Source organism: Achromobacter sp. 1012554356, from assembly GCF_059760815.1.
In genome coordinates this window covers 33,378-60,032 of the sequence record NZ_JCBANC010000040.1, presented here as the reverse complement: position 1 = coordinate 60,032, position 26,655 = coordinate 33,378, and the positions used below count along the sequence as shown (strand labels likewise).

The following is a 26,655-nucleotide window of genomic DNA, read 5'->3' as shown; positions in this document are numbered from 1 at the left end:
GGTGCGGGGCGCCGCTCCGGTGGGGGACGGCTGTGGGTGTCTGACACCCGTTGGCACGATCTTGGAGGGAAGACGGCGCTACTTGGGTGTCTGACACCCTTTGTACGTCGGCCAAGGTGTGGGACGGGTGTCGGACACTCGGGGCGATCGGAGGATTCGGCCGGTGTCAGACACCCGGGGATTGCGGCATGCGGAGGGATCGGCTTCGGTGGCCGATTTCTTGGGTGCGCCGGGTGTCAGACACGCGGGGGTTAGAAAATGTGCCTGAAGCCCACCGCGGCGCCGACCTGGTTGCTCTTGCCCGCGAATTCGCCGCTGGCGGCGTCGCTGACCTTGTTCCAGTCGACGGTGCCGTACAGTTGCGAGCGCTTGGACAGCGAGTATTCGGCCACGGCGACCAGCGCGTAGCGCTTGCCCTTGTCGCCTTCGACGACCACGTTCTCGCTGCGGTCGTAGTAGGCGGCGCCCGTGATGGCCCAGCGCGGGGTAGCCTGCCAGGTCACGCCGGCGAAGTAGCCGTTGTCCTTGCGGTCCAGGCTGGCGGTGGTGGTGCCGCCCATGACGCCGTTGACCCAGCCCGTTTCGTCGCGGCCGTTGAAGTAGCCCGCAAAGACCTTGGCCGACTCGAACTGGTAGGACGCGTTCAGGTTCCAGGCGCGCTGGCGTTCGTCGGAATCGGTGGCGGCGTAGGTCTGCTGCCAGGCGGCGCCCAGGCCAAGCTGGCCGATCGTGTAGCGCAGGCTGGCGCCATATTGCTGGCCGGCCTTGCGGTCGTCCCAGTCTTCGCCGTTTGCCCACGACGCCACGACGGCCAGATTGCCGAACGTATTGGCGTACTTGGTCATGTTGTTGGTGCGCACGCGCGACATGGCGGCGGGCAGCCAGGCGTTCTGCTCGTAGTTGCCGACGGTCAGCGGGTCGAAGTAGTCGGCCAGCAGGTCGAACATGGGCGTGTTCTGCAGACCCAGGGTCAGCGTACCGATGCTGCCGCCGTCCAAACCGACGTAAGCCAGGCGGCTGAACGCCTTGGACGTGTCCGATCCCCGGCCGTTCTGCAGGTTGATGCCGTTTTCCAGGCGGAAGAAGGCGCGGTTGCCGTTGCCCAGGTCTTCGGAGCCGCGCAGGCCCCAGCGGCTATTGGAGATGGCGCCGTTTTCCATGGAGATGCGGCTGCCGTCTTCGCCCACGGCGCCCGAGCTGGTGCTGAGGTAGCGGATGCTGACGTCGGCGATGCCGTACAGGGTGACGCTGGTTTCGGCGCTTGCTGCGCCGGCGGCCAGGCCAAGGCCGGCCGCAGCCAGCGATAGGGTGATGCGTTTCATGTTGGACTCCTCCAGGTGTAGCTGATTTGTGATTGCGCCACGCTGGTAGCGTGGCTTGCGGCGTCCGGCGGTTTGCCGGGCGCTTGGCCGCTGCACCGACGCCATGGTTGGGCGCGGGTCCGGAGCAGAGGTCAGCGTGCAAGATGCGCCATGCCGGTGCAGCACACGGGCGCCTGGGGATTCTAAGTAAGTTGGCGGATGGGGAATATCGAAAATATTCGGCGTTTTCCCGGGTTTACACGCCGATAAACCCGCGCCGCGCCGATAGCGGACGAACAGAAAAGAAAAACCCCGTTCGTTGGAACGGGGTTCGTGTGGCGCAGACGCGACGTTACAGCGTCATGTGCAGCGGCAGCCAGGTGGCGATGCCGGGCACCACATAGAGCAGCAGCACGGCGGCGATCATCAGGAAGAACATCGGCAGCGACGCGCGCGCGATGTAGGGCAGCTCCCGCCCGCTCATGCCGGACAGCACGAACAGGTTGAACCCCACCGGCGGCGTGATCTGTGCCATTTCCACCACGAACACGATGAAAATGCCGAACCAGATCAGGTCGATGCCGGCGGCCTGCACCGTCGGCAGCAGCACGCCCATGGTCAGCACCACGATCGAGATGCCGTCCAGGAAGCAGCCCAGGATGATGAAGAACACCATCAGCGCCATGATGAGACCGAACTGCGACAGGCCCAGTCCGCCGATCCATTCCGCCAGCGCTCGCGGCAGGCCGATATAGCCCATCGCCAGCGTGAGGAACTGCGCGCCCGCCAGAATCAGCGCGATCATGCAGTACAGCCGCGTGGCGCCCAGCAGAGACTGCATGAAGGTGGAGCCGTTCAACGAGCCCTGCAGCGCCGACAGGATCAGGGCGCCCACCACGCCGACCGCCGCCGCTTCCGTGGCGGTGGCGATGCCGGTGTAGATGGAGCCCAGCACCGCGCCGATCAGGAGGAGCACCGGGATCAGGTGGCGCGAACGCGACAGCTTCTGCATGAAGCTCAGGCCGGGATCCGCCGCCGGCACTTCGCCGGGATTGCGGATGGCCCACCAGGCGATGTAGCCGCTGAACATCAGCGCCAGCACGATCCCCGGAATGATCCCGGCGATGAACAGCTTCGCAATCGACACATCCGCCGCTACCCCGTACACGATCATGATGATCGAGGGTGGGATGAGCAGCCCCAGCGTGCCCGCGCCAGACAGCGTGCCGAGGATCTTTTCCTCGGGGTAGCCGCGGCGCGTCAGTTCGGGAATGGTCATCTTGCCGACCGTGGCGCACGTGGCCGCAGATGAGCCCGACACGGCGGCGAAGATCGCGCAGCCGATCACGTTCGTGTGCAAGAGGCGGCCCGGCAGCCGGTTCAGCCAGGGCGCCAGCCCCTTGAACAGGTCTTCGGACAGCCGCGTGCGGAACAGGATCTCGCCCATCCACAGAAAGAGCGGCAGGGCGGTCAGCGTCCAACTGGACGAGGCGCCCCAGATCGTGACGGCCATGGCGTCGCCGGCCGGACGGCTGGAGAAGATCTCCATGCCGATCCAGGCGGTGCCCGCCAGCGTCAGGCCGACCCAGACCCCGCAGCCGAGCAGGACAAAGATCGAAACGACCAATAAGGTAATGACGAGAAGTTCATTCATGGGTTTGCTGCGAAGTGGCGGCGGCGATGCCGCGCGAACGGCGGACCAGTTCATCGACGAGGGCGACGAAGAACAGGATCGTGCCAGCGGCCATGGTCGTCTGCGGAATCCAGAGCGGCGTGGCATCGTTCGACGTTGAAACGTCGTTGAACAGCCAGGAGTCGTAGGTCAGTTTGATGCTGAAGAAGGCGAAGGCGGCGGCCAGCAGGGAACCGACGGCCAGGGCAAAGATGTCCAGCCGGCGGCTGCCGGCTGGATTCAGCGAATTCAGCAGCAGCGTGACGCGGATGTGCTCGCCGTGCTTGAACGTGCTGGCCAGGGCCAGGAAGCCGGCGGCGGCCATGAAATATCCGGCGTAGGCATCGGTGCCGGGGATGTGCAGGTCGAGCTGGAGGCCGAGGATGGCCGCCAGCACCGAGACCAGAACGCCTATCGTGCACAAGCCGGCCAGAAGGCCGGCTGCGCCGTAAAGACCATCAAGAAAACGGCGCATGGCGATATCACTGCTTCTTGTAGGCGTCGATCATGGCCTGGCCATCAGCACCAGACTTCTTGAGCCAGTCTTCCAGCATGCGCTTGCCGATCACGCTCAGGCCTTCCTTGAGTTCGACCGTGGGCTGGATGGTTTCCATGCCGTTCTTGGCGAGCTCGGCCTGATACCACTTGTTCTTTTCCTGCGACAGCTTCCAGCCGCGTTCCTCGGCCTGCGCGCCGGCCTTCTTCAGGGCTTCCTGCGTGGCCGGATCCAGCGCGTCGAACGCCTTCTTGTTCACGATGATGGCGTTCTTGGGCAGCCAGGCCTGCGTGTCGTAGAACTTCTTGATGTACTCGTACGTCTTGGTGTCGTAGCCGGTGGAAGCCGACGACATGTACGAGTCGATCACGCCGGTGGCGAGCGCCTGGGCCAGTTCGGCCTGCTGCACGGTCACGGGCTGCGCGCCGACCAGTTCGGCGATCTTGGCCGTGACGGGGCTGTAAGCACGCCACTTCAGGCCCTTCATGTCGTTGATCTGCTTGATGTCCTTGTTGGCGAAGATGCCCTGGGGCGGCCATGCCACCGCGTACAGCAGCGTCATGCCTTGCGAGGCCAGCTTCTTTTCCAGGAACGGCTTCTGAGCCTGGTACAGCTTGAACGACGCGTCGTAGCCAGTGGCCAGGAAGGGCAGGCCGTCCAGTTCGTAAATCGGGTCTTCGTTGGCGAAGTTGGTCAGCAGGATCTCACCGATCTGGGCCTGATTGCCTTGCACCGCGCGCTTGATTTCGGGCGCCTTGTACAGCGAGGCATTGTTGTGCAGCGTGATCTTGAGCTTGCCTTGCGACAGCGAATCGACATCCTTGATGAAGGTCGTCAGGTTCTCGACGTGGAAGTTGCTGGCCGGGTAGGCGCTGGGCAGATCCCACTTGGTCTGGGCCTGTGCGCCCGCGCTGAATGCCAGGACGATGCTGCCGGTCAACAGCGAGATTTTCTTGTACATGGTGGTCCTTCTTTGCGAATGGTGAAGACGGGTCTGGCCCGATAGGCATTGCGAAAAAAAGAAAGCGCGGCGCGGCGTCGCGCCGCCTGAGCGCCGTGCCATTCTATGTTGCTGTGCGGTAACAAAGCGCGGGAAATCGCTGTTTTACGGGTAATTCCTAGGGGGGGCGCTGTTGTTCATTGGTTGAAGGTTCAATGAAGCCGCGAAGTTTGCGTCGCGCGCTGAAGGCAAGCCGTCCGGCGCGCGCTTTTTCTTCTAAGATTGCGCAATCGAAGATGCTGTGAAGAGGGCCGCGTGAATTTCGTTTTTCGTCGTGATGAGTTGCTGGTCGAAGCATCGTCCAGCGTGTTGCCGGATACGGCGTTGTGCGAACGGATTGGTCTTGCCGCCGCGGCCCTGCAGCCGGTCTGGATGGAGACAGGTTCGCCTTATCGCACGGTATGTGTCGATCCCGGCCTCGAAGCGCCAGAAGGCTACGCATTCAAGAAGCTGCGTTCGCTCTTCGGCGTGTTCGACGATGAATCGATGGCGCTGGCCGGCCGCGCCTATCAGATCGCCGAATGGGCGCGCACCCACCGGTTTTGCGGCGCCTGCGGCACGCCAGCCGAGCGCGTGACGCACGAGTTCTGCCTGCGGTGCCCGGCCTGCGGCCTTTCCGCCTATCCCCGCATCTCGCCGGCCATGATGGTGCTGATCCGCAAGGGCGACAGCATCCTGCTGGCGCGCCATGCCAACGGACCCGCCGCGCGCTACACGGCGCTGGCCGGGTTTGTGGAGCCGGGCGAAAGCATCGAGCAGACGGTCCACCGCGAGGTCTACGAGGAAGTCGGCCTCAAGGTCGGCAACTTGCAGTACTTCGGCAGCCAGCCGTGGCCGTTCCCGCATTCGCTGATGGTCGCGTTTACCGCCGACTACGTCTCGGGCGACATCCGCATCCAGGAAGACGAAATCGCCGACGCCCGCTGGTTCGGCCCGGGTGACGAGATGCCCGACATCGCGGCCCGCATCTCGATCGCCGGCTGGATGATCCGGGCCAATCTGCCCGTGGGGTGGACCGCGCCTTAAGGCCGATGCGGCGTCCGCCGCGGTAGGGGTATTCCCTCGAAACGAGGGATTTTTTGCGGCTTCCGAGTATTTTTTATTGATGAAATATATATAAATTATTAGTATTTCGTTCAGTTAACACTCGGCTTTCGCCTCTATGACCCCCACTTTGATTGCATCGTCGGCGCATCTTGCCGGCGGCAGCGCGCCCGATCTCTCCGAGGTGGAGTTCGGTCTCATGATCGCCAGCCATGCGTTCGATCGCTGGACGGTGCGGTGCATGGCGGCCGCGGGCCTGCCGGATCTGACGCCCACCGACGTGATGGTGTTTCACCACGTCTACCACCGCGAGCGGCCCAAGAAGCTGGCCGATATCTGCTTCACGCTCAACGTCGAAGACACCCACATCGTCAGCTATGCGCTCAAGAAATTGGACCGGCTGGGCGTGGTGCGCGGCGAGCGCAGCAGCAAGGAAGTGTTCTACAGCGTCACGCCCGAAGGCGCGGCGATCCTCAAGCGCTACGGCGAAATCCGCGAGCAATGCCTGACCGCCGGCCTGGATGGCCCGGGCGGGGGCGGGCTGGAATTCAGCCGCCAACTGGCGCACACGCTGCGCGCGCTATCCGGCCTGTACGACCAGGCGGCCCGCGCCGCCACGTCGCTCTGAACCCAACATGCGGGGCAAGGCCCCGATCTGTCAGCAACCCGACCGTGGCCGAACGCGCTCCGGCGATCTCTTGTTTTCAAGGACACCTATGAAGTGGCAATTCTGGATTGACCGTGGGGGCACCTTCACCGACATCGTGGCGCGCCGTCCCGATGGCACGACCACCACCGCAAAGATGCTGTCGGAAAACCCCGAGCAATACCGCGACGCCGCCGTGGCCGGCATTCGCAAGCTGCTGGGCATCGCGCCCGGCCAGCCCGTGCCCGACGATCAGGTCGAGTGCGTGAAGATGGGCACCACGGTGGCCACCAACGCGCTGCTGGAGCGCAAGGGCGAACGTACCTTGCTGGTCACGACGCGCGGTTTCCGCGATGCGCTGCGCATTGCCTACCAGAACCGTCCGCGGCTCTTCGACCGCAACGTGCTGCTGCCGGAGATGCTGTACGAATCCGTCATCGAGGCCGACGAGCGCGTCGCCGCGGACGGCGAGGTGATCCGTCCGCTGGACGAAGCTGCGCTGCGCCGCGATATGCAGGCGGCGTACGACAGCGGCATCCGCGCGGTCGCCATCGTCTTCATGCACGCGTGGCACGCCACCGGCCATGAAGCGCAGGCCGCACGCATCGCCAACGACATCGGTTTCACGCAGGTGTCCGTGTCGCACGAGGTCAGCCCGCTGATCAAGTTCGTCTCGCGCGGCGATACGACCGTGGTGGACGCCTACCTGTCGCCCATCCTGAAGCGCTACGTCGATCAGGTGGCTGGCGAATTGCCGGGAATCCGGCTCATGTTCATGCAGTCCAGCGGCGGTCTGACCGACGCGCACCGCTTCCGCGGCAAGGACGCGATTCTCTCGGGCCCGGCCGGCGGCATCGTCGGCATGGTGCGCACCAGCGAGATCGCCGGTTTCCCGAAGGTGATCGGCTTTGACATGGGCGGCACGTCCACGGACGTGTCGCACTACGCGGGCGAGTTCGAACGCGAATTTGAAACCCAGGTGGCCGGCGTGCGCATGCGTGCGCCGATGATGAGCATCCATACGGTTGCGGCCGGCGGCGGCTCGATCCTGCATTTCGATGGCGCGCGCCTGCGCGTCGGCCCCGATTCCGCAGGCGCCAATCCGGGACCGGCGTGCTATCGCCGCGGCGGTCCGCTGGCGGTGACGGACTGCAACGTCCTTCTGGGAAAGATCCAGCCCGATTTCTTCCCCAAGGTGTTCGGACCCGAGGCCAACGAGCCCCTGGACCGCGATGCCGTGGTCGAACGTTTTTCCGCCATGTCCGACGAAGTGCGCGCCGCCACGGGCCGCGAGATGTCGCCCGAGCAGCTTGCCGAAGGCTTTCTCGAGATCGCCGTGGGCAACATGGCCGAAGCCATCAAGCGCATCTCGGTGCAGCGCGGCCATGACGTAACCGAATACGCGCTGACCGTGTTCGGCGGCGCGGGCGGGCAGCACGCCTGCCTGGTGGCCGACGCGCTTGGCATGACGACGGTCTTCGCGCATCCGCTGGGTGGTGTGCTGTCGGCCTATGGCATGGGCCTGGCGGACCAGACCGACATGCGCCAGAAGACGGTTGAGAAGGTGCTGGACGCCGCCCTGATGGGTGAGCTGAAGGATGAACTGGACGTCCTGGCAGGCCAGGCCGTCGGGGAACTGCGCCGCCAGCACGTGGCCGAAGCCGATATCTCCGTGCAACGTCGCCTGCATCTGAAATACCGCGGCACCGACACCGCGCTGGAAGTGGCGTTCTCGGACCTGGACCAGGCGCGCCGCGACTTCGAGGCCGCCTACCGCCAACGCTATTCGTTCCTGATGCCCAACCGCGAACTCGTGGTCGAGACCATCTCGGTCGAGGCGACCGGCGGCGGCGAGCGAGTCGGCGAAGCGTCGACGTCGCGCACCCGCGAGGGCGCGTTGACGGCCCGCCGCGTGGTCAGCATGTACAGCGCGGGCGCCTGGCGCGACACCCCGCTGTACGTGCGTGAAGACATGGCCGGCGGCGACGTGGTGTCGGGCCCGGCCATCATTTCCGAGCCCAACCAGACCACGGTCGTCGAGCCCGGCTGGCAGGCCGAGCTGACGGGGCAGGACCACTTCGTGATCCGCCGTGTGGAAGCGCGCCGTGAACAGCGCAAGATCGGCACCCAGGCCGACCCCGTCATGCTCGAGGTGTTCAACAACCTCTTCATGTCGATCGCCGAGCAGATGGGTTACCGCCTGCAGAACACGGCGTACTCGGTCAACATCAAGGAACGCCTGGACTTCTCCTGCGCCATCTTCGACGCGCAGGCGCGCCTGATCGCCAACGCGCCGCACATGCCGGTGCACCTGGGGTCCATGGGCGAGTCCGTGCGCACGGTCATGAACGCCAACGCTGGCCGGATGATGCCCGGCGACGCGTATGTCGTGAACGATCCGTACCACGGCGGCACGCACCTGCCCGACGTGACGATCATCACGCCGGTGTTCGACAAGGCCGGGCGCGAGATCCTGTTCTACGTGGGATCGCGCGGCCACCACGCCGATATCGGCGGGACGACGCCCGGCTCGATGCCGCCGGATTCCAAGACGGTCGAAGACGAAGGTGTGCTGTTCACGAACTTCCAGCTCGTCAAGAACGGCGAGTTCCGCGAAGCGGCGGCGCGCGGGATTCTGGGATCGGGCCGGTGGCCGGCGCGCAACCCGGATCAGAACATCGCCGACATGCACGCGCAGATCGCCGCCAATGAAAAGGGCGTGCAGGAACTCTTGCGCATGTGCGATCACTTCGGTCTGGACGTCGTGCGCGCCTACATGGGCCACGTGCAGGACAACGCCGAAGAGGCGGTGCGCCGCGTGATCTCGGTGCTGAAGGACGGCAGCTACGAGTACCCGCTGGACAACGGCGCGGTCATTCGCGTGGCCGTGCGCGTGGATACCGAGGCGCGCAGCGCCGTGGTCGACTTCACGGGCACCTCGGCGCAGTTGGACAACAACTTCAACGCGCCGGGTGCGATCGCCGTGGCCGCCGTGCTGTACGTGTTCCGCACGATGGTCAACGACGACATCCCGCTGAACGACGGTTGCCTGGTGCCGCTGTCCATCATCGTGCCGGAAGGCTCGATGCTGCGCCCGAACCCGCCCGCCTCGGTGGTCGCGGGCAACGTGGAAACGTCCATGTGCATCGTCAACGCGCTGTACGGCGCGCTGGGCGTGCTGGCCGCCAGCCAGGGCACCATGAACAACTTCACGTTCGGCAACGCGCGCCATCAGTACTACGAGACCATCTCCGGCGGCACCGGCGCCGGTCCCGTGCGCATCGACGCGGCCGGTCCGCATGACGAGGGCTTTGCGGGCACGTCGGTCGTGCAGGCGCACATGACCAATTCGCGCCTGACCGATCCGGAAGTGCTGGAGTTCCGTTTCCCGGTCCGTCTCGAGTCCTACGAGATCCGCAAGGGTTCGGGCGGCAAGGGCCGGTATGCCGGCGGCGACGGCGGCGTGCGCCGCGTTCGCTTTCTGGAAGACATGACCGCGGCCATCCTGTCCAACAACCGGCGGTTTGCTCCCTTCGGTCTAGCTGGCGGCGAGCCGGGTGCGATGGGCCGGAACACCGTTGAACGCGTGGACGGCACTATCGAGGAACTGGGTCCGCAGGACAGCGCGCAACTGCGCCCAGGTGATGTGTTCGTCGTGGAAACGCCGGGAGGCGGCGGCTTCGGCGCGCAGTGATGCACGCCCCGATGTCCGGTCCCGATCACTCGGGGTCGGACATCACGTCCAGCGCGATATCGGGGCGCGCCTTGCGGTCGTAGACGCGCAGGGCGACCGCGTCATCGGTGATCTCGAACATTGCCGTCGCCAGGGTGTTCTCGTCGTCGGGATCGTCCTTGGCGGTGCGCAGGATCGGCAGCTTTCCCTCGGTATCGAGCAGGGCTGCCAGCATGTCGGCGCTGCCGGATTCCGGCAGCCACGCATCCACCAGGCCTTCGATCCGGTTCTGCCGCGCCCGCGACGAATCGGTGATGATCTGCGCCTGGCCCCGGGTGGCGGCGTGCACCATGTGGTTGGCGTGCCCGTAGCGCCGGCCGATGTCCAGCACGGACACCGAACCCGGCGTGACCTCGGCGCTGAGCAGGCGCGCGTCTGACGCCGCGCCCAGCGTGTGATGAAAGCCGCCGGCATGGGGCAGGTCGCGCAGCAGCGCCACCGCCTCGTCCAGCGTGGCGCAATCCAGGACCGCACGCGCCACGAACATGCGCGGCACACCCGCATGCCGCTGCTTGTTGCGCAGGTTGTTGATCGTCTGGACCAGGCCCGCGCGATTGGCGGCGAAGGTGTGGCCGGGCAGGGAGCCCGGGTAGTAGAAGCTGAGGTAACCCGGCGCATCGTCCAGCGCGACGTCCACCAGATGGCAGCGGCCATACAGATACGGATCGCCGTCCTCGTTGTGGCCGATCCAGCGCGTGCCGTCGGCGGTGCGCAGGGCGGCCGACGTGCAGCCATCCGTGCTGCTGTGCAGCAGATCGCCGCGGCAATGCCATAGCAGCACATCCTTGATCGGCATGCGCAGACCTTCGGCCAGGCCGTCGAGTTCTTCCCAGATCTGCGGCAAGGCGGCCTCTGCCTGCTGCGCAAGCTCATCCACGAAAGGATGGCCCCGCCACGGCCGCAGCGCTTCCCAGGTGCCGCTCTGTTTCAGATACGACCCCATGACGGGGCGGGCCAGCTTGCCCAGCGCCAGGCCGACCTGGCGGCGGTTTCCAGCGATGCGTACGTATTTGCAGGCCATCGAAAACCTCCGGATGTCTCGCGGATTGTAAGGGGTCCGTCCTTCCGCCGGGCTCCACCTGATGCGTTAAGATCGTCGATAAGTTGCACCGGCGAACCCGGCGCAGCCCAGGAATCATGCCCTTACAACAAGCCCGGGGTGCCTGGCGCTCCCCAAGAGGAGAGTTTCATGATCAAACGTAAAGTCGCCGCCGCAATGGTGGGCCTGTCCCTGACCCTGTTCGGCGCCGCTTCGGCCGCTCAGGCCCAGGGCAGGGAATTGGTGGTGGCCACCGATACCGCTTTCGTGCCGTTCGAATTCAAGCAGGGCAACACCTATGTCGGCTTCGACGTCGATCTGTGGGCGGCCATCGCGAAGGAACTCAACCTCAAGTACAAGCTGCAGCCGATGGACTTCGCCGGCATCATTCCCGGCCTGCAGACCAAGAATATCGACGCCGCGCTGGCGGGCATCACCATCCGCGACGACCGCAAGAAGGTCATCGACTTCTCGGATCCCTATTACGAAAGCGGCCTGGCCATCCTGGTGGGCGAAAAGAACACCGACATCAAGGACGCCAAGTCACTCTCCGGCAAGACCGTCGCCGTCAAGACGGGCACCGCGACCGTGGACTTCCTGAAGGCTCAGGTGCCCGACGCCAAGCTCAAGCTGTTCCCCAACATCGACAACGCGTACCTCGAACTGGCGACCGGCCGGGTCGACGCCGCCGTGCACGATACGCCCAACGTTCAGTATTACGCCAATACGGCCGGCAAGGGCCGCGTGAAGGTGGTCGGCTCGGTCAAGAGCGGCGACTTCTACGGCATCGCCTTCCCCAAGGGCAGCGAACTGGTCCCCGAGGTCAACAAGGCGCTCGCCAACCTGAAGGCCAGCGGCGAGTACGACGCGATCTACACCAAGTGGTTCGGCAAGAAGCCCTGACCGGCTCGCCAAGCGGTACTTTTCACGGACGCGCCACCGCTCCAGGTCGCGAGGCGCGTCCGCCATGATGCGGGCGCGCCGCTGCGCGCCATAGGGGGAAGATCGTGGAGTTTGACTGGGCTGTCATCGAGGACGCGTTACCCAATCTGCTGACGGGTACGCTCATGACCATCAAGATCACGTTCTGGGGCCTGGTGGGCGGCTTCCTGCTCGGCGCGCTCTCGGGCGTGACGCGAGCCTACGGGAACGCGATCGTGTCGGGCATTGCGCAAGTGTATGTCGCGGTCATCCGCGGCACGCCGATCGTGGTGCAGGTCATGTTCATCTACTTTGCATTGCCGCTGCTGGCAGACATCCGGGTCGACGCCGAATTCGCGGCGATCGCCACGCTCATCATCAATTCGGGGGCGTACATCTCGGAAATCGTGCGGGGCGCGCTGCTGTCGGTCCACAAGGGCCTGAAGGAAGCAGGGCAGGCCATGGGCCTGCCTTTTCATAAGATCCTGCTGCACATCATCGGTCCGGTTGCGTTCCGGCGGATGATTCCGCCGCTGGGCAACCAGTGCATCATCAGTCTGAAGGATTCGTCGCTGTTCATCGTGATCGGCGTGGCGGAACTGACCCGTCAAGGGCAGGAAATCATGGCCAGCAATTTCCGGGCGGTCGAAATCTGGTCCGCCGTGGCGATCATCTATCTGATCCTCACGGGCCTGATGGCGTTGACCCTGCATCTGGTCGAAAAGAGGATGCGCATCATATGAGCATGGTTGAATTTCATAACGTCACCAAACGCTTTGGCGACTCGACGGTGCTCAACGGCATCTCGCTCAATATCGACGCCGGTGAAGTCGTGGTGGTGGTCGGGCCGTCGGGCTCCGGCAAGTCCACCTTCCTGCGCTGCATCAACGTGCTGGAAACGATCAACGACGGCGATCTGCTGGTCGATGGCCTCAGCGTGAAGGGCGACGCGGCGACGATACGCGAGATCCGGCGCGAGGCCGGCATGGTGTTCCAGCAGTTCAATCTGTTCCCGCAGATGACGGCGCTGGAGAACGTCATGTTCGGCCCCGTCCACACGCGGGGCCAAGGCCGCGCCGAGGCGCGCCAGCTTGCCGAAAGCCTGCTGGCCAAGGTGGGCCTTGCCGAACGCATGAATCACTATCCTTCGGAGCTTTCCGGGGGCCAGCAGCAGCGCGTTGCGATTGCCCGTGCGCTGGCGATCATGCCCAAGCTGATGCTGTTCGACGAGCCCACCTCCGCGCTGGATCCCGAACTGCGCCACGAAGTGCTGAAGGTCATGCGCGACCTGGCCGAGGAGGGAATGACGATGGTGGTCGTCACGCACGAAATGGAATTCGCGCGCAAGGTTGGCAGCCGTCTGATCTTCATCGATGCCGGCAAGATTGCTCACGACGGGCCGCCCGAAGAGCTGCTGAGCAATCCGCCCAGCCAGCGCCTGAAGGACTTTCTGCAGCACGTGACCTGACGTGAAAAAGGCGTCCGGCTTGTGGCCGGACGCCTTTTCTGTGTGCGCGGAAGGAGGCCCTCAGCCCTTCACGCGGACGATCTTCTGCACCTGCGGCACGTGCCGGATGGCGCGGATGACCTGGGCCAGATGCTTGCGGCTGTCGACCTGGATGGTCAGGTGCAGCGACACGGTGGACACGGCGTCGTCGTGCATCGTGACGTGCACGATGTTCGCGTCGGCGGCCGTGACTTCCGCCGCCAACCGCCCCAGCACACCGCGCTCGTTGCGCGTGACGATGTCCAGGCGCGTCGCCAGGTGTTTGGCTGTCTGCGCGTCCCAACCCACGTTGATCCAGCGCTCCGGCTCGCGCAGGCGCTGGCGCAACGCGACGGGGCAATCCGCCGTGTGCACCACCAGTCCATGGCCCATGCGCATTCCGGCCACGATGGGATCGCCGGGCAGCGGACCGCAGCAGGGCGCAAGTTGCACCGCCTGGCCTTCGTTGCCCTGGATCAGGATGGGCGCGCTGCGCGCAGAGGTCAGTTCGTCCACCGCGGCGGCCGTGGTGGCGACAAGCTGGTGTTCCGGTGCGAAGCGGCGGGCCACCACCGCGGCAAGCCGCTTGCCCAGCCCGATGTCGGCCAGGATTTCCTCGCGCGAACTGGCGCCGGTACTGCGCGCCAGCTTCTGCCAGCCCGGGTCGTCGGTGGCGGGCAGGGGCATATGCAGCTCCTGCATTGCCTGGGCCAGCAACCGTTCGCCGAAAGCCACCGACTCTTCGTACTTGACGGTGCGCAGGTAGTGGCGGATTTCAGAACGCGCCCGGCCGGTGCGCACGTAATTCAGCCATTGCGCATTGGGGCGCGAGGCCGGCGACGTGACGATTTCCACGGTGTCGCCGCTGCTCAGTTCGGTGCGCAGCGGCACGAACTCGCCATTGACCTTGGCCGCGACGGCCTGGTTGCCGATGTCGGTGTGGATCGCGTAGGCAAAGTCGACCGGCGTGGCGCCGCGGGGCAGCGAAATGATCTTGCCGCGCGGCGTGAACACGTAGACGGCGTCCGGGAACAGGTCGACCTTGACGTGCTCGAGGAATTCGCCGGAATCGCCGGTCTGGCTCTGGATGTCCAGCAGCGATTGCAGCCACTGGTGCGTGCGTTTTTGCAGGTCATTGAGCGTCAGGTCCGCACCCTTGTACAGCCAGTGCGAGGCAACGCCTTCCTCGGCGACGTGGTGCATGTCGCGCGTGCGGAACTGGAACTCCACCGGCGTGCCGTACGGGCCAACCAGCGTCGTGTGCAGGGACTGATAGCCGTTCACCTTCGGGATGGCGATGTAGTCCTTGAACTTGCCGGGCACCGGACGGAAGAGCTGATGCAGCGTGCCCAGCGCCAGATAGCACTCGGGCAGCGTGTGGACCACGACGCGAAAGCCGTAGATGTCCAGCACGTCCGAGAAGGACTTTTTCTGGTCGACCATCTTGTGATAGATGCCGAACAGGGTCTTTTCGCGGCCGCTGACTTCGGCCTCGATGCCAGCGGCGGGCAGGGCGGCCCGCACGGAGTCGGCGATCTTGGTGATGACTTCGCGGCGGTTGCCGCGCGCCGCCAGGACGGCCTTGTACAGGACCTGGTAGCGGTTCGGGTGCATCGCGGCAAAGCACAGGTCCTGCAGCTCGCGGAACAGCAGGTTCAGGCCCAGCCGATGCGCGATCGGCGCATAGATGTCCAGCGTTTCGCGGGCGATGCGGCGGCGCTTTTCGGGATTGACCGCGTCCAGCGTGCGCATGTTGTGCAGGCGGTCGGCCAGCTTGATGAGGATGACGCGCACGTCGCGCGCCATCGCCAGCAGCATCTTGCGGAAGCTCTCGGCCTGTTGCTCGGCCTTGGTGGCGAAGTCCAGGCGGTCCAGTTTGGACAGGCCATCGACCAGCTCGGCGACTTCAGGTCCGAATTTCTCGGCCAGCTCGTGCTTGGCGATGCCCTGATCTTCCATCACGTCGTGCAGCAGGGCGGCAGACAGCGCGTTGACGTCGAGCTTCCAGCCCGCGCAGATTTCGGTGACGGCGATGGGATGAGAGATGTAGGGCGAGCCGCTGGCGCGGAACTGGCCCAAGTGCGCCTGGTCCGCAAAGCGATAGGCTTCGCGCACGCGCTCTACATCGTTCTTGTCGAGATAGCTGCCGATGATTTCGGTCAGCGGCGCCAGCGAGGCGACCGGGGATCCGGTCGCGTCCGCCGCTTCTTGCGCGGCGACGGACGGTGGCGTGGGGGAATTCTTGTCTTTCTTGCCCGTGCGGCGCCCGAGACGGGAGCCGGCACGCAGGGCGGCAAGCAGACCAGATGAAGCGTACTTCAGCCCGGGAAAAGCCATGCTTGCAGCCCCCCGGCGCGTATCAGGTGGGAACTTTACGCAGCATTTCCACGCCGGTGAGTCCGCCAGCGATTTCGCGCAGTGCCGTGACCGTGGGCTTGTCTTTGCTGTCCAGGCGCGGGGCGTGGCCTTGCGCCAATTCACGGGCGCGATACGTCGCGGCCAGCGTGAGCTTGAAACGGTTGGGGATTTGATTCAGACAGTCTTCGACAGTGATGCGAGCCATTAGGACACCTGGTGCTGATGGATGATGGGGAGAATGCGTTCGGCTCAGTGTTCGGCCGGGATGCCCAGTTGCGCAAACAACTCGGCGTGACGGGCGGCCTGAGACGAAAAACGCAGCCGAGCAGCGCTGACGATTTGGGTCAGCTCCGACAGGGCTACGCTAAATTCTTGATTAATAATAACATATTCGCATTCAGGCGCGTGGGCGATTTCGCCGCCCGCGGCCATCAGGCGGCGGGCGATGACTTGCGGCGCATCCTGTCCGCGCGCCTTGAGCCGGCTTTCGAGTTCGTCGATGGACGGCGGCAGCACGAAAATGCCGATCGCGCGCGGAAAACGCTGCTTCACCTGGCGCGCGCCTTGCCAGTCGATTTCCAGTAGCACGTCACGTCCCTGGCTGGTGGCTTCGTCGATGCGGTCGCGCGGCGTGCCATAGAAATTGCCGTGGACCTCGGCCCATTCCAGCAGGTTCTGCGCTTCGCGCATCTGCTTGAAATCGTCGATCGACACAAACCGGTATTCGCGGCCGTCTTCTTCGCCGGGGCGGGGTGCGCGGGTGGTGCAGGAAATGGAAAGCAGGATGGAGGAGTCCTGGGCAAGCAGGGCCTTTACAAGGCTGGACTTGCCGGCGCCGCTGGGCGCGACGACCATGAAGACGTTTCCGGGAGTGGCGTGCATGAATGAATGTGACCGGCGTGTGATGCTGAGACTCGAAGAATAGCAAATCGCGCGGTTGGCCGCGCGCGCCGCGGGCTGGTGAATCTGCGCTGGCGCAACGGGGCATTGGGTGCGAAACGGCGCGAGGGTCATCCCTTTGGCGGGAATGTTGAAAGTGTGTCGGGCTTGGAACCTTCGCTTGCAGCATCCGTAAGACGATTCGGGTAGGATTTCGCGCATTCATAAGACGGAGAATCCGATGAACACGAACGAGATCGATCCGCCCCGCGTCGCCCTGGTCACGGGCGCCGGCACCGGCATAGGCCGCGCAGTCGCGCTGGAGCTCCTGGCGCAGGGCTACCGCGTCGTGCTGGCGGGCCGCCGGCGAGAGCCGCTGGAAGCCACCCGGACGGCGGCGGGCGAAGATGGCCTGCGGGCGCTCGTCGTGCCCACGGACGTATCGGACGAGCAGGCAGTCCGGGATCTCTTCGATACCGCCCAGCGCGAATACGGACGCCTGGACGTGCTGTTCAACAATGCCGGCCGGGGCGCGCCGGCCGTGCCGATCGAGGAATTGCCGGTTGCCGTGTGGCGTGAAGTGGTCGACACCAACCTGACGGGCATGTTCCTGTGCGCGCAGGCCGCGATCCGCATCATGAAGGCGCAGAACCCGAGAGGCGGCCGCATCATCAACAACGGTTCGATTTCCTCGCACGCGCCGCGGCCGTTTTCCATTGCCTACACCGCGACCAAGCACGCAGTGACCGGGCTGACCAAGTCGATCTCCCTGGATTGCCGGGCGTACAACATTGCGTGCGGCCAGATCGACATCGGCAACGCCGCCACGGATATGACCGAGCGCATGGCAGCCGGCATCCTGCAGGCCGACGGCAGCACCAAGGTCGAGCCGCGCATGGACGTCGCGCACGTGGCGCAGGCCGTGGCTGCCATGTCCCGTCTGCCGCTGGACGCCAACGTGCAGTTCATGACGATCATGGCGACCAACATGCCGTTCGTTGGCCGAGGCTGAGCACTTCTTTCAGGAACGAAACCGCCGGCACCCGCGTGCCGGCGTTTTTACGTTTATCCCCTGGCGCCCGCCTGGCGCCGTCCGCCAGCCTTGCGCTTAGCGCGAAGCCTGCGCCAGCAGCTGTTTGGGCGGGGTATCCAGGTACGCGCGAGCGCCCAGGTAGCGCTTGGACCAGTAGGCGGTCTTCATGTCGTCGACGCGCACCTTGGTGCCGCGGCGCGGGGCATGGACAAACTTGTTCTGGCCGATATAGATGCCGACGTGCGAGGTGACGCCGCGTCCGCGCGTGGCGAAGAACACCAGATCGCCGGGGCGCAGTTCCTTCTTGGCGGACACGGTCTTGCCTTCGCTGCGCTGGGCGCGCGCAGTGCGCGGCAGCTCCAGGCCGGCGATTTCCCGGAAGACATACAGAACGAGGCCGCTGCAATCGAAGCCCTCGGCGTCATCGCCGCCCCAGCTATAGGGCGTGCCGATAGCCTCCAGGCCGGCCTGCACGACGCGCTCGCGCAGCGTCAGGACGGTGGGCTCTTGCGCGAGGCGTAAGCCGCTGAGGGTGGGGCGGGCTTGGTCGGAGGCCAGCGATGCTTGAGCGGCGCCGGGAATCCAGGAGAGCGTCAGGGCCAGCAGGGGCGCTGACAGAAATGCGGGCGTGCGGAATTGGGCAAAGCGAAACTTTCGCGTGGGCGGCGTCATTACGTCACTTCAGAAATCGGAGTGGGCGGCATGGCTTTGCCTGGGAGGCAAGCCGGCGGAAAGGGGAGCGGTTTACAGGCGGAAAGCAAGAAACGCCTCAAGATTATAGTGTAATAATGTTTCATTACATTTGTAGTGCAATGCAGCATTATCGCGGGCGTGCTGTTACGGCCCGCCCACCGCGTCACGTAACCGCGGAGCCGCGCATCGCGTCTCTGCGACGCAACCAGCGCGATACCCACACTGGTGTGCCGGATGACATTTCATTGCCCAACGCCTCGGGCATAATCGACCGCATCGGCCCCCGGTGTTGCCGCCGCGCGCGGTCGATGCAGCCAAGACAGATAAGAAGGCGGAGTAGAGCTCAATGATGAACGCAGTACACCCTTTGTCGTCCATGAACCGGCCTGAGGCCCTGCCGTTTGAACCCTTCCAGGACGCGCTGTCCGCCGTTGACCGGCTGGCGGAAATCTATGCGCGCAATACGGCTTTCCTGCGTACCGCATTCCGCGAGGTCCTGAAGGGCTCGGGCAATGGCAGCGCGCGATTCCGCGCCTACTACCCGGCCATCCGCATCGTCGTGGAAACCTACGATCCCATCGACACCCGGCTTTCCTATGGCCACGTGGCCGAACCGGGTTACTACCAGACCACCATCACGCAGCCGGCGTTGTTTCGCGACTACCTGATCGAGCAGATCGGCCAGTTGTTGCAGAACCATCGGGTGGCGGTCGAAGTGGGCGAGTCCGATTCGCCGATACCGCTGCATTTCGCCTTTCCCGAGGGCGCCTACGTGGAAGGCGAACACCTGGAGGCCCTCAAGCGGCCGCTGCGCGACCTGTTCGACGTGCCGGACCTGGCGGTCACCGACGACGCCATCGTCAACGGATCGTGGCGCGGCAAGGACGGCGAACCCAAGCCGTTGGCACCCTTTACCGCGCAGCGCGTGGATTATTCGTTGCACCGGCTGCAGCATTACACCTCGACCGCGCCCACGCATTTCCAGAATTTTGTGCTGTTCACCAACTACCAGTTCTACGTGGATGAGTTCTGCGCCCGGGCCCGCGCCCTGATGGTCAGCGGCAACGAAGACTACGAAATGCTGGTCGAGCCCGGCAACCGCATCACGCGCCGCGGCGAGAGCGGTCCCGGCGACGAGGCCCAGGCGGTGCGCCTGCCGCAGATGCCGGCGTACCACCTGGTGCGCGGTGATCATTCGGGCATCACGTTGGTCAACATCGGTGTCGGGCCGTCGAATGCCAAGACGATCACCGACCACATCGCCGTGCTGCGGCCGCACGCCTGGCTGATGCTGGGCCATTGCGCGGGCCTGCGCGACTCCCAGCGGCTGGGCGATTATGTGTTGGCGCATGGCTACGTCCGAGAGGACCACGTGCTGGACGACGATCTGCCCACCTGGGTGCCCGTGCCGGCGCTGGCGGAGGTGCAGGTGGCGCTGGAGCAGGCGGTCGAAGAGGTGGCCGGGCTGTCCGGCTGGGACCTGAAGCGCATCATGCGCACGGGCACCGTGGCGACGATCGACAATCGCAACTGGGAATTGCGCGACCACGTCGATCTGGTGGAGCGATTTGCGCAGTCTCGCGCGATTGCGCTCGACATGGAGTCGGCCACGATCGCGGCCAACGGCTTTCGCTTCCGGGTGCCTTATGGGACCTTGCTGTGCGTGTCCGACAAGCCGCTGCATGGCGAACTGAAACTGCCAGGCATGGCTAGCGCCTTCTACCGGCGCCAGGTCAACCAGCATCTGGAAATCGGCATCCGGGCGCTGGAACGGCTGCGCGACATGCCGCCCGAGCGGCTGCATTCGCGCAAGCTGCGCACGTTTATGGAAACGGCGTTTCAATAAAACGTCCGCCACCGGGAGGCCTCGGGGGCGGATCCGTCCCCGGCGCCCGGCCATTTTTCATGTCGGGGCCGATTGCGCTATTCTCGCGCGTTGCTCGGTAATCCCAGGGCGTTTGCGGACCGTTGCGCAAGCGCCATCCAGACGTGAAGGAACGCATTTTGGCACCATCGGAACACGATGATCGTCGCTCAGGCGGCACGCGCAACGCGCAGGCGGACAGGCCGTCCGAATTGCGGCGCACGCTGTCGGCGCGCCACCTGACCATGATCGCGGTGGGCGGGTCGATCGGCACCGGGCTATTCGTGGCGTCGGGCGCGACCATCGCCAAGGCCGGCCCCGGCGGCGCGCTGCTGGGCTACGTGCTGATCGGCATCATGGTCTATTTCCTGATGACCAGCCTGGGCGAGCTCGCGGCTGCCATGCCCGTGTCCGGCTCGTTCTCGACCTATGGCGCGCGGTACGTCGAAGACGGTTTCGGCTTCGCACTGGGGTGGAACTATTGGTACAACTGGGCGGTTACGGTGGCCGTCGACCTGGTCGCGGCGCAGCTCGTCATGGCGTACTGGTTCCCCGACGTACCCGGCTTTTATTGGAGTGCGCTGTTCCTGGCCATCACTTTCGGACTGAACGCCATGTCCGCCCGCGGCTTCGGCGAGGCAGAGTTCTGGTTTGCGTTGATCAAGGTGATCGCCGTGCTGGCCTTCGTCGCCATGGGCGTGATGATGCTGCTGGGCATCATCCGGGGCGGCGAGACGGGCGGCCTGGCCAACTGGACCGTGGGCGACGCGCCGTTCGCGGGCGGCTTTGCCGCGCTGATCGGCGTCGCCATGGTGGTGGGCTTTTCGTTCCAGGGCACAGAACTGATCGGCATCGCAGCGGGGGAATCCAAGGATCCGGCACGCAATCTGCCGCGCGCCGTGCGTCAGGTGTTCTGGCGCATCCTGCTGTTCTACGTGGCCGCCATCCTGGTCATCGGCCTTTTGATTCCCTATACCGACCCGCACCTGCTGCGCAACGATGTCGAGGACATCAGCGTCAGCCCGTTCGCGCTGATCTTCGAACGCGCGGGGCTGCTGGGCGCCGCCTCGGTGATGAACGCGGTGGTGCTGACCTCGGTGCTGTCGGCCGGTAATTCGGGCATGTACGCCGCCACGCGCATGCTCTACAGCCTGGCGCGTGAAGGCAAGGCGCCGCGGATCTTCGGTCGTATCTCGCGCAGCGGTGTTCCCCTGTGGGCGCTGCTGGCCACCACCGTTGTCGCGGCGCTGTGCTTCTTCACCTTCATCTTCAGCCCCAACGACGTGTATATCTGGCTGCTCAATACGTCGGGGATGACCGGGTTCATTGCGTGGCTGGGCATCGCCATCAGCCATTACCGCTTTCGCCGCGGGTATGTGAAGCAGGGCAACAGCCTGGCGGATCTGCCGTACGTGTCCCCGTTCTTTCCCTTTGGTCCGATCTTTGCGTTCGTGCTGTGCCTGATCATCACGCTGGGCCAGAACTACCAGGCGTTCCTGGAGGACAAGATCCAGTGGGGCGGCGTGGTCGCCACCTACATCGGCATTCCGCTCTTTTTGCTGATCTGGGCCGGTTACCGCCTGACGCGCGGTTCGCGCTTTGTCAGCTACCGCGACATGCGCTTTCCGGACGCTCGCGCCCGCAGCGAATATCTGGATTCGGCGCTGCGGGGCGAGCCGGCGGCGGGCGAGGTCCGGTAACGGCGGGCATCAAGCGGGGGTAGCAACCCCCGTGCCCCTTATTCGATGTTCTGCGCCTGCTCGCGCATCTGCTCGATCAGCAGCTTCAGGTCCATGGCGGCGCGGGTGACTTCCATGCTGCCCGCCTTGGAGCCCAGCGTGTTGGCTTCGCGGTTCATTTCCTGGAACAGGAAGTCCAGCCGCTTGCCTGCGCTGCCGGCATTCTTCTTGCCTGCTGCGGGCTTGCCGCCGCCGTCGGACAGCAGGTGACGCAGTTCTTCCAGGTGCGAGCGCAGGCGCGACAGTTCCTCGGCTACGTCGATGCGCAGCGCAAAGAGGTTGGCTTCCTGCGACAGGCGTTCGGACAGTTCCGCGCCGGAAATGTGGGTGAATCCGCCAGGGAAGGCGGACTCGACGCTTTCGCGCAGCTTGGCGGCCTGGCGCTCGCGGTGGTCGGCCAGCAACTGCGGCAGATGCGCCTGCACGATATCCACGACGCGCGCGACGCCATCGGCGCATTCGCGCATCATGCCGGCGAGGCGTTCGCCTTCGCGCTCGCGGCCTTCCTGAAGCTGGGTCAGGGCCTGCTGGGCAGCCTGCAGGCACGCGGCGCCCCAGATCTGCGGATCCAGCGCATCATTGCCGCGCTGGCCGGGCCAATTGAACAACTCCGCCAGACGCGGGGACGCGATGTCCGGGATGATGCGGCGCGCGGCCTGGAGCTGTTCGGCCAGGCTGTCGAGCCAGGCGGGATCCAGCTTGGACAGATCGGCATTGGCCGCACGGGTGAAGGACACGCGGATTTCGACCTTGCCGCGGGCCAGATTCGCGGTCAGCAGTTCGCGCAGGGGCGTTTCCACGTGGCGCAGTTCATCGGGAAGGCGGAAATACAGGTCGAGAAAACGGCTGTTGACGCTGCGCAGTTCTATGGCGAGAGTGCCTTGTTCTAAGTCTGCTCGGGCGTTGCCGAAGGCGGTCATGCTGCGGATCATGGTGTGCGTGTCCTGGTGATTCTTGGAATGGAAGCCGGTTGCGCCGGGGCCCGCGGCGCCCAGGTCCTGGGCAGCGGGTCTGTGTTTTCAACCGGATACATCGCGGCAGGATACTCCAAGCGTGATTTTCCGGTGGCGCCTGCCCGTACAATGCCGCGAATCTAAGCCAAGTCTGGAGCCTGTTGTGACCACCATCCCCACCCAAGCCCGGCCGTCGGGCCGCGCCGCCGACCAACTGCGACCGTTCAGCCTGGAGCGCGGCTTTACGCGTTACGCCGAAGGCTCCGTGCTGGTGAAGGCAGGCGACACCCATGTGCTTTGCACGGCAAGCGTCCTGGACAAGGTACCGCCTTTTCTCAAGGGCAAGGGCGAAGGCTGGGTAACGGCTGAATACGGCATGTTGCCGCGGGCCACGCACACGCGCGGCGATCGCGAGGCTGCGCGCGGCAAGCAGAGCGGCCGCACGCAGGAGATCCAGCGCCTGATCGGCCGCAGCCTGCGCGCCGTGTTCGACATGAAGGCACTGGGCGAACGCACCCTGCACCTGGACTGCGACGTGCTGCAGGCCGACGGCGGCACGCGTTGCGCCAGCATCACCGGTGCCTGGGTGGCGGCGGCCGATGCGGTCGGGCTGCTGATGAAGCGCGGCGACCTGGCGGTCAGTCCGATTCGCGACGCCGTGGCTGCCGTGTCGGTAGGCCTGGTCAACGGCCAGGTGGTGCTGGACCTGGACTACCTGGAAGATTCGGCGTGCGATGCCGACGTGAACGTCATCATGACGGGCAGCGGCGCCTTCGTGGAAGTGCAGGGCACCGGTGAAGGCGCAACGTTCACGCGGGCTGAGCTGGACAGGATGCTGGTGCTCGCCGAAGGCGGTATTGCCAATCTGGTGAAGGCGCAGCGCGCCGCGCTGGCTTGATCTGCCGGGCGGGTGGCGCGGCAATGAACACGGTGTCTGACACCCTTGTGAGATAGCGGGCACTTGACGGGCGTGCCTGCGGGTGTCAGACACCTGCAGCGTGATCTGGGGGGCGGCTGGCGTGGCATTGAACACGGTGTCTGACACCCTTGTGAGATAACCGGCAGCTGACGGATGTGCCCGCAGGGTGTCAGACACCTGCCGCGTAGCCACAACGCAAAAAAAGCCGCAGATGCGGCTTTTTTAGTGCGTAAGTCGCAGGCAATCGCGAGTTACTTCGGCAACAGCGCCTCCACCTTGCCCACTTTTTCCAGCCCCCAGATCGTGGAAATCAATTCGCGCAGTTCTTTTTCCGTTGCCGCGTCCGCGTAGCGGCCCAAGCTGAGCGTCTTGTCTTCGATCTCAGGGCGGCTGAGCGTGTTGCCCGGGTCGCCCTTGGGTTCGTCGACGCGGCCATGCAGCACGCGGCCGTCGCGGGTGTAAACCGTGACCTTGCCGATCCAGCGTTGCGGATAAGCGCCGTCGACTTCCGCGTCGAGCGCCATTTCCACCTTGCCGCGGAAGGCGGCGACGCCGGGGTCGTCCAGGCCCGCGTCGAATTCAGCCAGGCCCGCGCGGCCCTGGCGTGCGATCAATGCCAGCACCGTGCCCATCGAGAATTTGGACTGGTGCACCGTCTGCGGATTGACGACCGGCCCGAGGACGTCGATGGCGCCTTGATGGACATGCGCCACGACGCGTTCGACGTCGTCCTCGGTGAGGTGGTTGTCGCGCAACGCCTGCTGCAGCGCGTCGGCGGCCGGATGGGTGTGGCGGCACGAGGCATGGAACTTGAACGAGGTTTCGGCCAGCGCCCAGCGCTGCCCCAGGCGGTCGCACAGGCGGCTGGGATCGGCGTCTGTGGACATGCCGGCCGCCATGCCCTGCGGGCCTTCCAGGATGTGGCGCGCACCCGTGAAACCTTCGCGCGCGAGGTACGCGGCGGTGATGCCGTCCGCAGCCGCTTTGGCCGTGTGCAACTGCTTGGAATCGGCGGCGTCGCGCAGGAATTCCCACAGGCCCGCAGCTTGCGTGCCGGCCGAACCCAGCGCGTGCAGCATCTGTTCCGGGGACAGGCCGAGCAGCCGGCCGGTGGTGACCGCAGCGGCCAGCGTCCCCGCCGTGCCGGTCGTGTGGAAGATCTTGTAGTGCGAGCGGCCCAGGAACTCACCGACCCGAATGCCGACCTCGTAGCCGGCCACGGCGGCGGTGAGCAGATCGCGGCCCGAAGCGCCCAGCGCCTGTGCCACTGCAAGGGCAGGGGGGAACACGACGGCGGCGGGATGGAAGACCGAGCCGTTGTGCACGTCGTCCTGTTCCACCACGTGCGCGGCGGCCGCATTGACCATCGCGGCAAAGAGCGGCGTGGTGCGGCGGCGGGTAATCAGGACTTCGCTGGGGCCGTCCGCCGGACCCATCGCGGCGGCATAGCGGTCGATCACCTGGACTGCGCGGGCCGACGCGCCGGCCAGGATGGAGGCCAGGCAGTCGAGCAGCAGGTCTTCCGCGCGGCGCAGCACCGGGGCCGGGATGTCTTCGTAGCGCAGGTTGGCGGCAAAGGCCGCAAGTTCGGCGCTCAGGTGCGGGGTGTCTTTGTCTGCGGTCATGTCGGAAGGTGGCGTGTCAGAAGGAGCGGGGCAGGCCCAGGATGTGTTCGGCGACGTACGACAGGATCAGGTTGGTCGAAATGGGCGCCACCTGATAGAGGCGCGTTTCACGGAACTTGCGCTCGACGTCGTATTCGGTGGCGAAGCCGAAACCGCCATGAAACTGCAGGCAGGCGTTGGCGGCTTCCCAGGACGCATCGGCGGCCAGCAGCTTGGCCATATTGGCCTGCGCGCCGCAGGGCTCGTGGGCGTCGAACAGCCGGCAAGCCTCGTAGCGCATCAGGCTGGCCGCTTCGACGTTGATGTGCGCGCGCGCGATGGGGAACTGCACGCCCTGGTTCTGGCCGATGGGGCGGCCGAACACCATGCGTTCCTTGGCGTACGCGGTGACCTTGTCGACGAACCAGTAGCCGTCGCCGATGCACTCGGCGGCGATCAGCGTGCGCTCGGCGTTCAGGCCGTCCAGGATGTACTTGAAACCCTTACCCTCTTCGCCGATCAGGTTTTCTTCGGGGATTTCCAGGTTGTCGAAGAAGAGCTCGTTGGTCTCGTGGTTGACCATGTTGGGGATCGGGCGGATCGACATGCCATGCTTGACCGCGTGGTGCAGGTCGACCAGGAAGATCGACATGCCCTCGGACTTGCGCGTGACCTGGTCGAGCGGCGTGGTGCGCGCCAGGAGGATCATCAGGTCCGAGTGCTGCACGCGCGAAATCCAGACCTTCTGCCCATTGATGACATAGCGGTCGCCGCGCTTGACGGCGGTGGTCTTGATCTTGGTGGTGTCGGTGCCGGTGGTGGGTTCGGTGACGCCCATCGACTGCAGGCGCAGCTCGCCGGCGGCGATGCGGGGCAGGTATTCGCGCTTCTGGGCTTCGGAGCCGTGGCGCAGCAGCGTGCCCATGTTGTACATCTGGCCGTGGCAGGCGCCGGAGTTGCCGCCGCTGCGGTTGATTTCTTCCATGATGACCGAGGCTTCGGTCAGGCCCAGGCCCGAGCCGCCATATTCCTGCGGGATCAGCGCTGCCAGCCAGCCGGCTTCGGTAAGGGCGCGGACGAAGTCCTCGGGGTAGCCGCGTTCTTCGTCGACCTTGCGGAAATATTCGGAGGGAAACTGCGCGCAGAGGTCGCGCACGGCTTCGCGGATGTCCTGGTAGGCGTGGGAGGCTTGGTGCATTTGGCTGACTGTTCTGTTTGAAGGATTGGATCGGTACAGGGTCGAATGTGCCGCAAGGGCGAGCACGTGCCAATTCA

At 65.2% G+C, this 26,655-nt stretch carries 22 protein-coding genes; 10 read left to right on the top strand and 12 right to left on the bottom strand.

The window, feature by feature from the left end; translation table 11 throughout:
* Nucleotides 1–251: 251 nt before the first annotated feature.
* The 4 genes from AC6LJW_RS19835 to AC6LJW_RS19820 form a co-directional block, all read right to left on the bottom strand.
* Nucleotides 252–1,322, bottom strand: a complete 1,071-nt coding sequence (locus AC6LJW_RS19835; protein ID WP_498088060.1) for a porin — start codon at nucleotides 1,320–1,322, stop codon at nucleotides 252–254.
* A gap of 331 nt (nucleotides 1,323–1,653) precedes the next feature.
* The gene (locus tag AC6LJW_RS19830) at nucleotides 1,654–2,955 is read right to left on the bottom strand and encodes a TRAP transporter large permease (RefSeq protein ID WP_056560914.1); all 1,302 of its coding nucleotides are present in this window, start codon (nucleotides 2,953–2,955) and stop codon (nucleotides 1,654–1,656) included.
* Complete coding sequence (locus tag AC6LJW_RS19825; RefSeq protein ID WP_498088059.1) at nucleotides 2,948–3,448, bottom strand: TRAP transporter small permease; 501 nt, start codon at nucleotides 3,446–3,448, stop codon at nucleotides 2,948–2,950. Before AC6LJW_RS19825 ends, AC6LJW_RS19830 begins: the two co-directional genes overlap by 8 nt.
* A gap of 7 nt (nucleotides 3,449–3,455) precedes the next feature.
* Nucleotides 3,456–4,430: a TRAP transporter substrate-binding protein gene (locus AC6LJW_RS19820; protein WP_056560919.1), complete on the bottom strand. Its 975-nt coding sequence runs from the start codon at nucleotides 4,428–4,430 to the stop codon at nucleotides 3,456–3,458.
* A 294-nt stretch (nucleotides 4,431–4,724) separates the two neighbouring features.
* Here AC6LJW_RS19820 and nudC point away from each other — a divergent pair, with 294 nt between their 5' ends.
* From nudC to AC6LJW_RS19805, 3 genes are all read left to right on the top strand, one after another.
* Nucleotides 4,725–5,495, top strand: coding sequence for an NAD(+) diphosphatase (nudC, locus tag AC6LJW_RS19815; RefSeq protein ID WP_056560922.1), 771 nt, complete (start codon nucleotides 4,725–4,727; stop codon nucleotides 5,493–5,495).
* A gap of 136 nt (nucleotides 5,496–5,631) precedes the next feature.
* Nucleotides 5,632–6,141, top strand: a complete 510-nt coding sequence (locus AC6LJW_RS19810; protein WP_191578669.1) for a winged helix DNA-binding protein — start codon at nucleotides 5,632–5,634, stop codon at nucleotides 6,139–6,141.
* A gap of 88 nt (nucleotides 6,142–6,229) precedes the next feature.
* The gene (locus AC6LJW_RS19805; RefSeq protein WP_498088058.1) at nucleotides 6,230–9,853 is read left to right on the top strand and encodes a hydantoinase B/oxoprolinase family protein; all 3,624 of its coding nucleotides are present in this window, start codon (nucleotides 6,230–6,232) and stop codon (nucleotides 9,851–9,853) included.
* A 25-nt stretch (nucleotides 9,854–9,878) separates the two neighbouring features.
* Here the strand turns inward: AC6LJW_RS19805 and AC6LJW_RS19800 are convergent, their stop codons facing one another.
* Nucleotides 9,879–10,913 carry a C45 family autoproteolytic acyltransferase/hydrolase gene (locus AC6LJW_RS19800; protein ID WP_056560929.1) on the bottom strand — a complete coding sequence of 345 codons (1,035 nt, stop codon included), beginning with the start codon at nucleotides 10,911–10,913 and terminating at the stop codon, nucleotides 9,879–9,881.
* A 168-nt stretch (nucleotides 10,914–11,081) separates the two neighbouring features.
* Between AC6LJW_RS19800 and glnH the strand changes: the two genes are divergently transcribed.
* From glnH to glnQ, 3 genes are all read left to right on the top strand, one after another.
* Nucleotides 11,082–11,834 carry a glutamine ABC transporter substrate-binding protein GlnH gene (glnH, locus tag AC6LJW_RS19795; protein WP_056560932.1) on the top strand — a complete coding sequence of 251 codons (753 nt, stop codon included), beginning with the start codon at nucleotides 11,082–11,084 and terminating at the stop codon, nucleotides 11,832–11,834.
* A gap of 104 nt (nucleotides 11,835–11,938) precedes the next feature.
* Nucleotides 11,939–12,595 (top strand): glutamine ABC transporter permease GlnP, encoded by a 657-nt coding sequence (gene glnP, locus AC6LJW_RS19790; RefSeq protein WP_056560935.1) that lies wholly within the window; start codon nucleotides 11,939–11,941, stop codon nucleotides 12,593–12,595.
* Nucleotides 12,592–13,320, top strand: coding sequence for a glutamine ABC transporter ATP-binding protein GlnQ (gene glnQ / locus AC6LJW_RS19785; RefSeq protein WP_056560938.1), 729 nt, complete (start codon nucleotides 12,592–12,594; stop codon nucleotides 13,318–13,320). Before glnP ends, glnQ begins: the two co-directional genes overlap by 4 nt.
* Before the next feature lie 60 nt (nucleotides 13,321–13,380).
* Here glnQ and AC6LJW_RS19780 read toward each other — a convergent pair whose 3' ends face one another.
* Genes AC6LJW_RS19780 through gmk form a run of 3 tightly spaced genes read right to left on the bottom strand, consistent with a single transcriptional unit; the run spans nucleotide 13,381 to nucleotide 16,578 of the window.
* Entirely contained in the window at nucleotides 13,381–15,675 is a 2,295-nt protein-coding gene (locus AC6LJW_RS19780) for a RelA/SpoT family protein (RefSeq protein WP_056560941.1), read from the bottom strand.
* A gap of 22 nt (nucleotides 15,676–15,697) precedes the next feature.
* A complete protein-coding gene (rpoZ, locus tag AC6LJW_RS19775) occupies nucleotides 15,698–15,901 on the bottom strand; it encodes a DNA-directed RNA polymerase subunit omega (RefSeq protein ID WP_006219679.1) in 204 nt (67 codons plus the stop codon).
* A gap of 44 nt (nucleotides 15,902–15,945) precedes the next feature.
* Nucleotides 15,946–16,578 carry a guanylate kinase gene (gene gmk / locus AC6LJW_RS19770; protein WP_082578802.1) on the bottom strand — a complete coding sequence of 211 codons (633 nt, stop codon included), beginning with the start codon at nucleotides 16,576–16,578 and terminating at the stop codon, nucleotides 15,946–15,948.
* A 238-nt stretch (nucleotides 16,579–16,816) separates the two neighbouring features.
* Here gmk and AC6LJW_RS19765 point away from each other — a divergent pair, with 238 nt between their 5' ends.
* Entirely contained in the window at nucleotides 16,817–17,587 is a 771-nt protein-coding gene (locus tag AC6LJW_RS19765) for an SDR family oxidoreductase (protein WP_056560947.1), read from the top strand.
* A 96-nt stretch (nucleotides 17,588–17,683) separates the two neighbouring features.
* On the opposite strand, the gene AC6LJW_RS19760 is transcribed toward AC6LJW_RS19765, so the two are convergent.
* Entirely contained in the window at nucleotides 17,684–18,280 is a 597-nt protein-coding gene (locus tag AC6LJW_RS19760; protein ID WP_056560950.1) for a C40 family peptidase, read from the bottom strand.
* A gap of 367 nt (nucleotides 18,281–18,647) precedes the next feature.
* Here AC6LJW_RS19760 and AC6LJW_RS19755 point away from each other — a divergent pair, with 367 nt between their 5' ends.
* Both AC6LJW_RS19755 and AC6LJW_RS19750 read left to right on the top strand, forming a co-directional pair.
* Nucleotides 18,648–20,147 (top strand): AMP nucleosidase, encoded by a 1,500-nt coding sequence (locus AC6LJW_RS19755; protein ID WP_369818934.1) that lies wholly within the window; start codon nucleotides 18,648–18,650, stop codon nucleotides 20,145–20,147.
* A 158-nt stretch (nucleotides 20,148–20,305) separates the two neighbouring features.
* On the top strand, nucleotides 20,306–21,865 hold the full coding sequence (locus AC6LJW_RS19750) for an amino acid permease (protein WP_082578944.1): 1,560 nt from the start codon (nucleotides 20,306–20,308) through the stop codon (nucleotides 21,863–21,865).
* Between the two features lie 38 nt (nucleotides 21,866–21,903).
* Here AC6LJW_RS19750 and AC6LJW_RS19745 read toward each other — a convergent pair whose 3' ends face one another.
* Entirely contained in the window at nucleotides 21,904–22,836 is a 933-nt protein-coding gene (locus tag AC6LJW_RS19745; RefSeq protein ID WP_056560953.1) for a YicC/YloC family endoribonuclease, read from the bottom strand.
* A 184-nt stretch (nucleotides 22,837–23,020) separates the two neighbouring features.
* Here AC6LJW_RS19745 and rph point away from each other — a divergent pair, with 184 nt between their 5' ends.
* Nucleotides 23,021–23,755, top strand: coding sequence for a ribonuclease PH (rph, locus tag AC6LJW_RS19740; RefSeq protein ID WP_056560956.1), 735 nt, complete (start codon nucleotides 23,021–23,023; stop codon nucleotides 23,753–23,755).
* A 272-nt stretch (nucleotides 23,756–24,027) separates the two neighbouring features.
* On the opposite strand, the gene AC6LJW_RS19735 is transcribed toward rph, so the two are convergent.
* Together AC6LJW_RS19735 and AC6LJW_RS19730 are read right to left on the bottom strand one after the other, a co-directional pair.
* On the bottom strand, nucleotides 24,028–25,401 hold the full coding sequence (locus AC6LJW_RS19735) for an MmgE/PrpD family protein (RefSeq protein ID WP_498088057.1): 1,374 nt from the start codon (nucleotides 25,399–25,401) through the stop codon (nucleotides 24,028–24,030).
* 16 nt (nucleotides 25,402–25,417) lie between these two features.
* Nucleotides 25,418–26,578 carry an acyl-CoA dehydrogenase family protein gene (locus AC6LJW_RS19730; RefSeq protein WP_056560962.1) on the bottom strand — a complete coding sequence of 387 codons (1,161 nt, stop codon included), beginning with the start codon at nucleotides 26,576–26,578 and terminating at the stop codon, nucleotides 25,418–25,420.
* Nucleotides 26,579–26,655 lie beyond the last annotated feature (77 nt).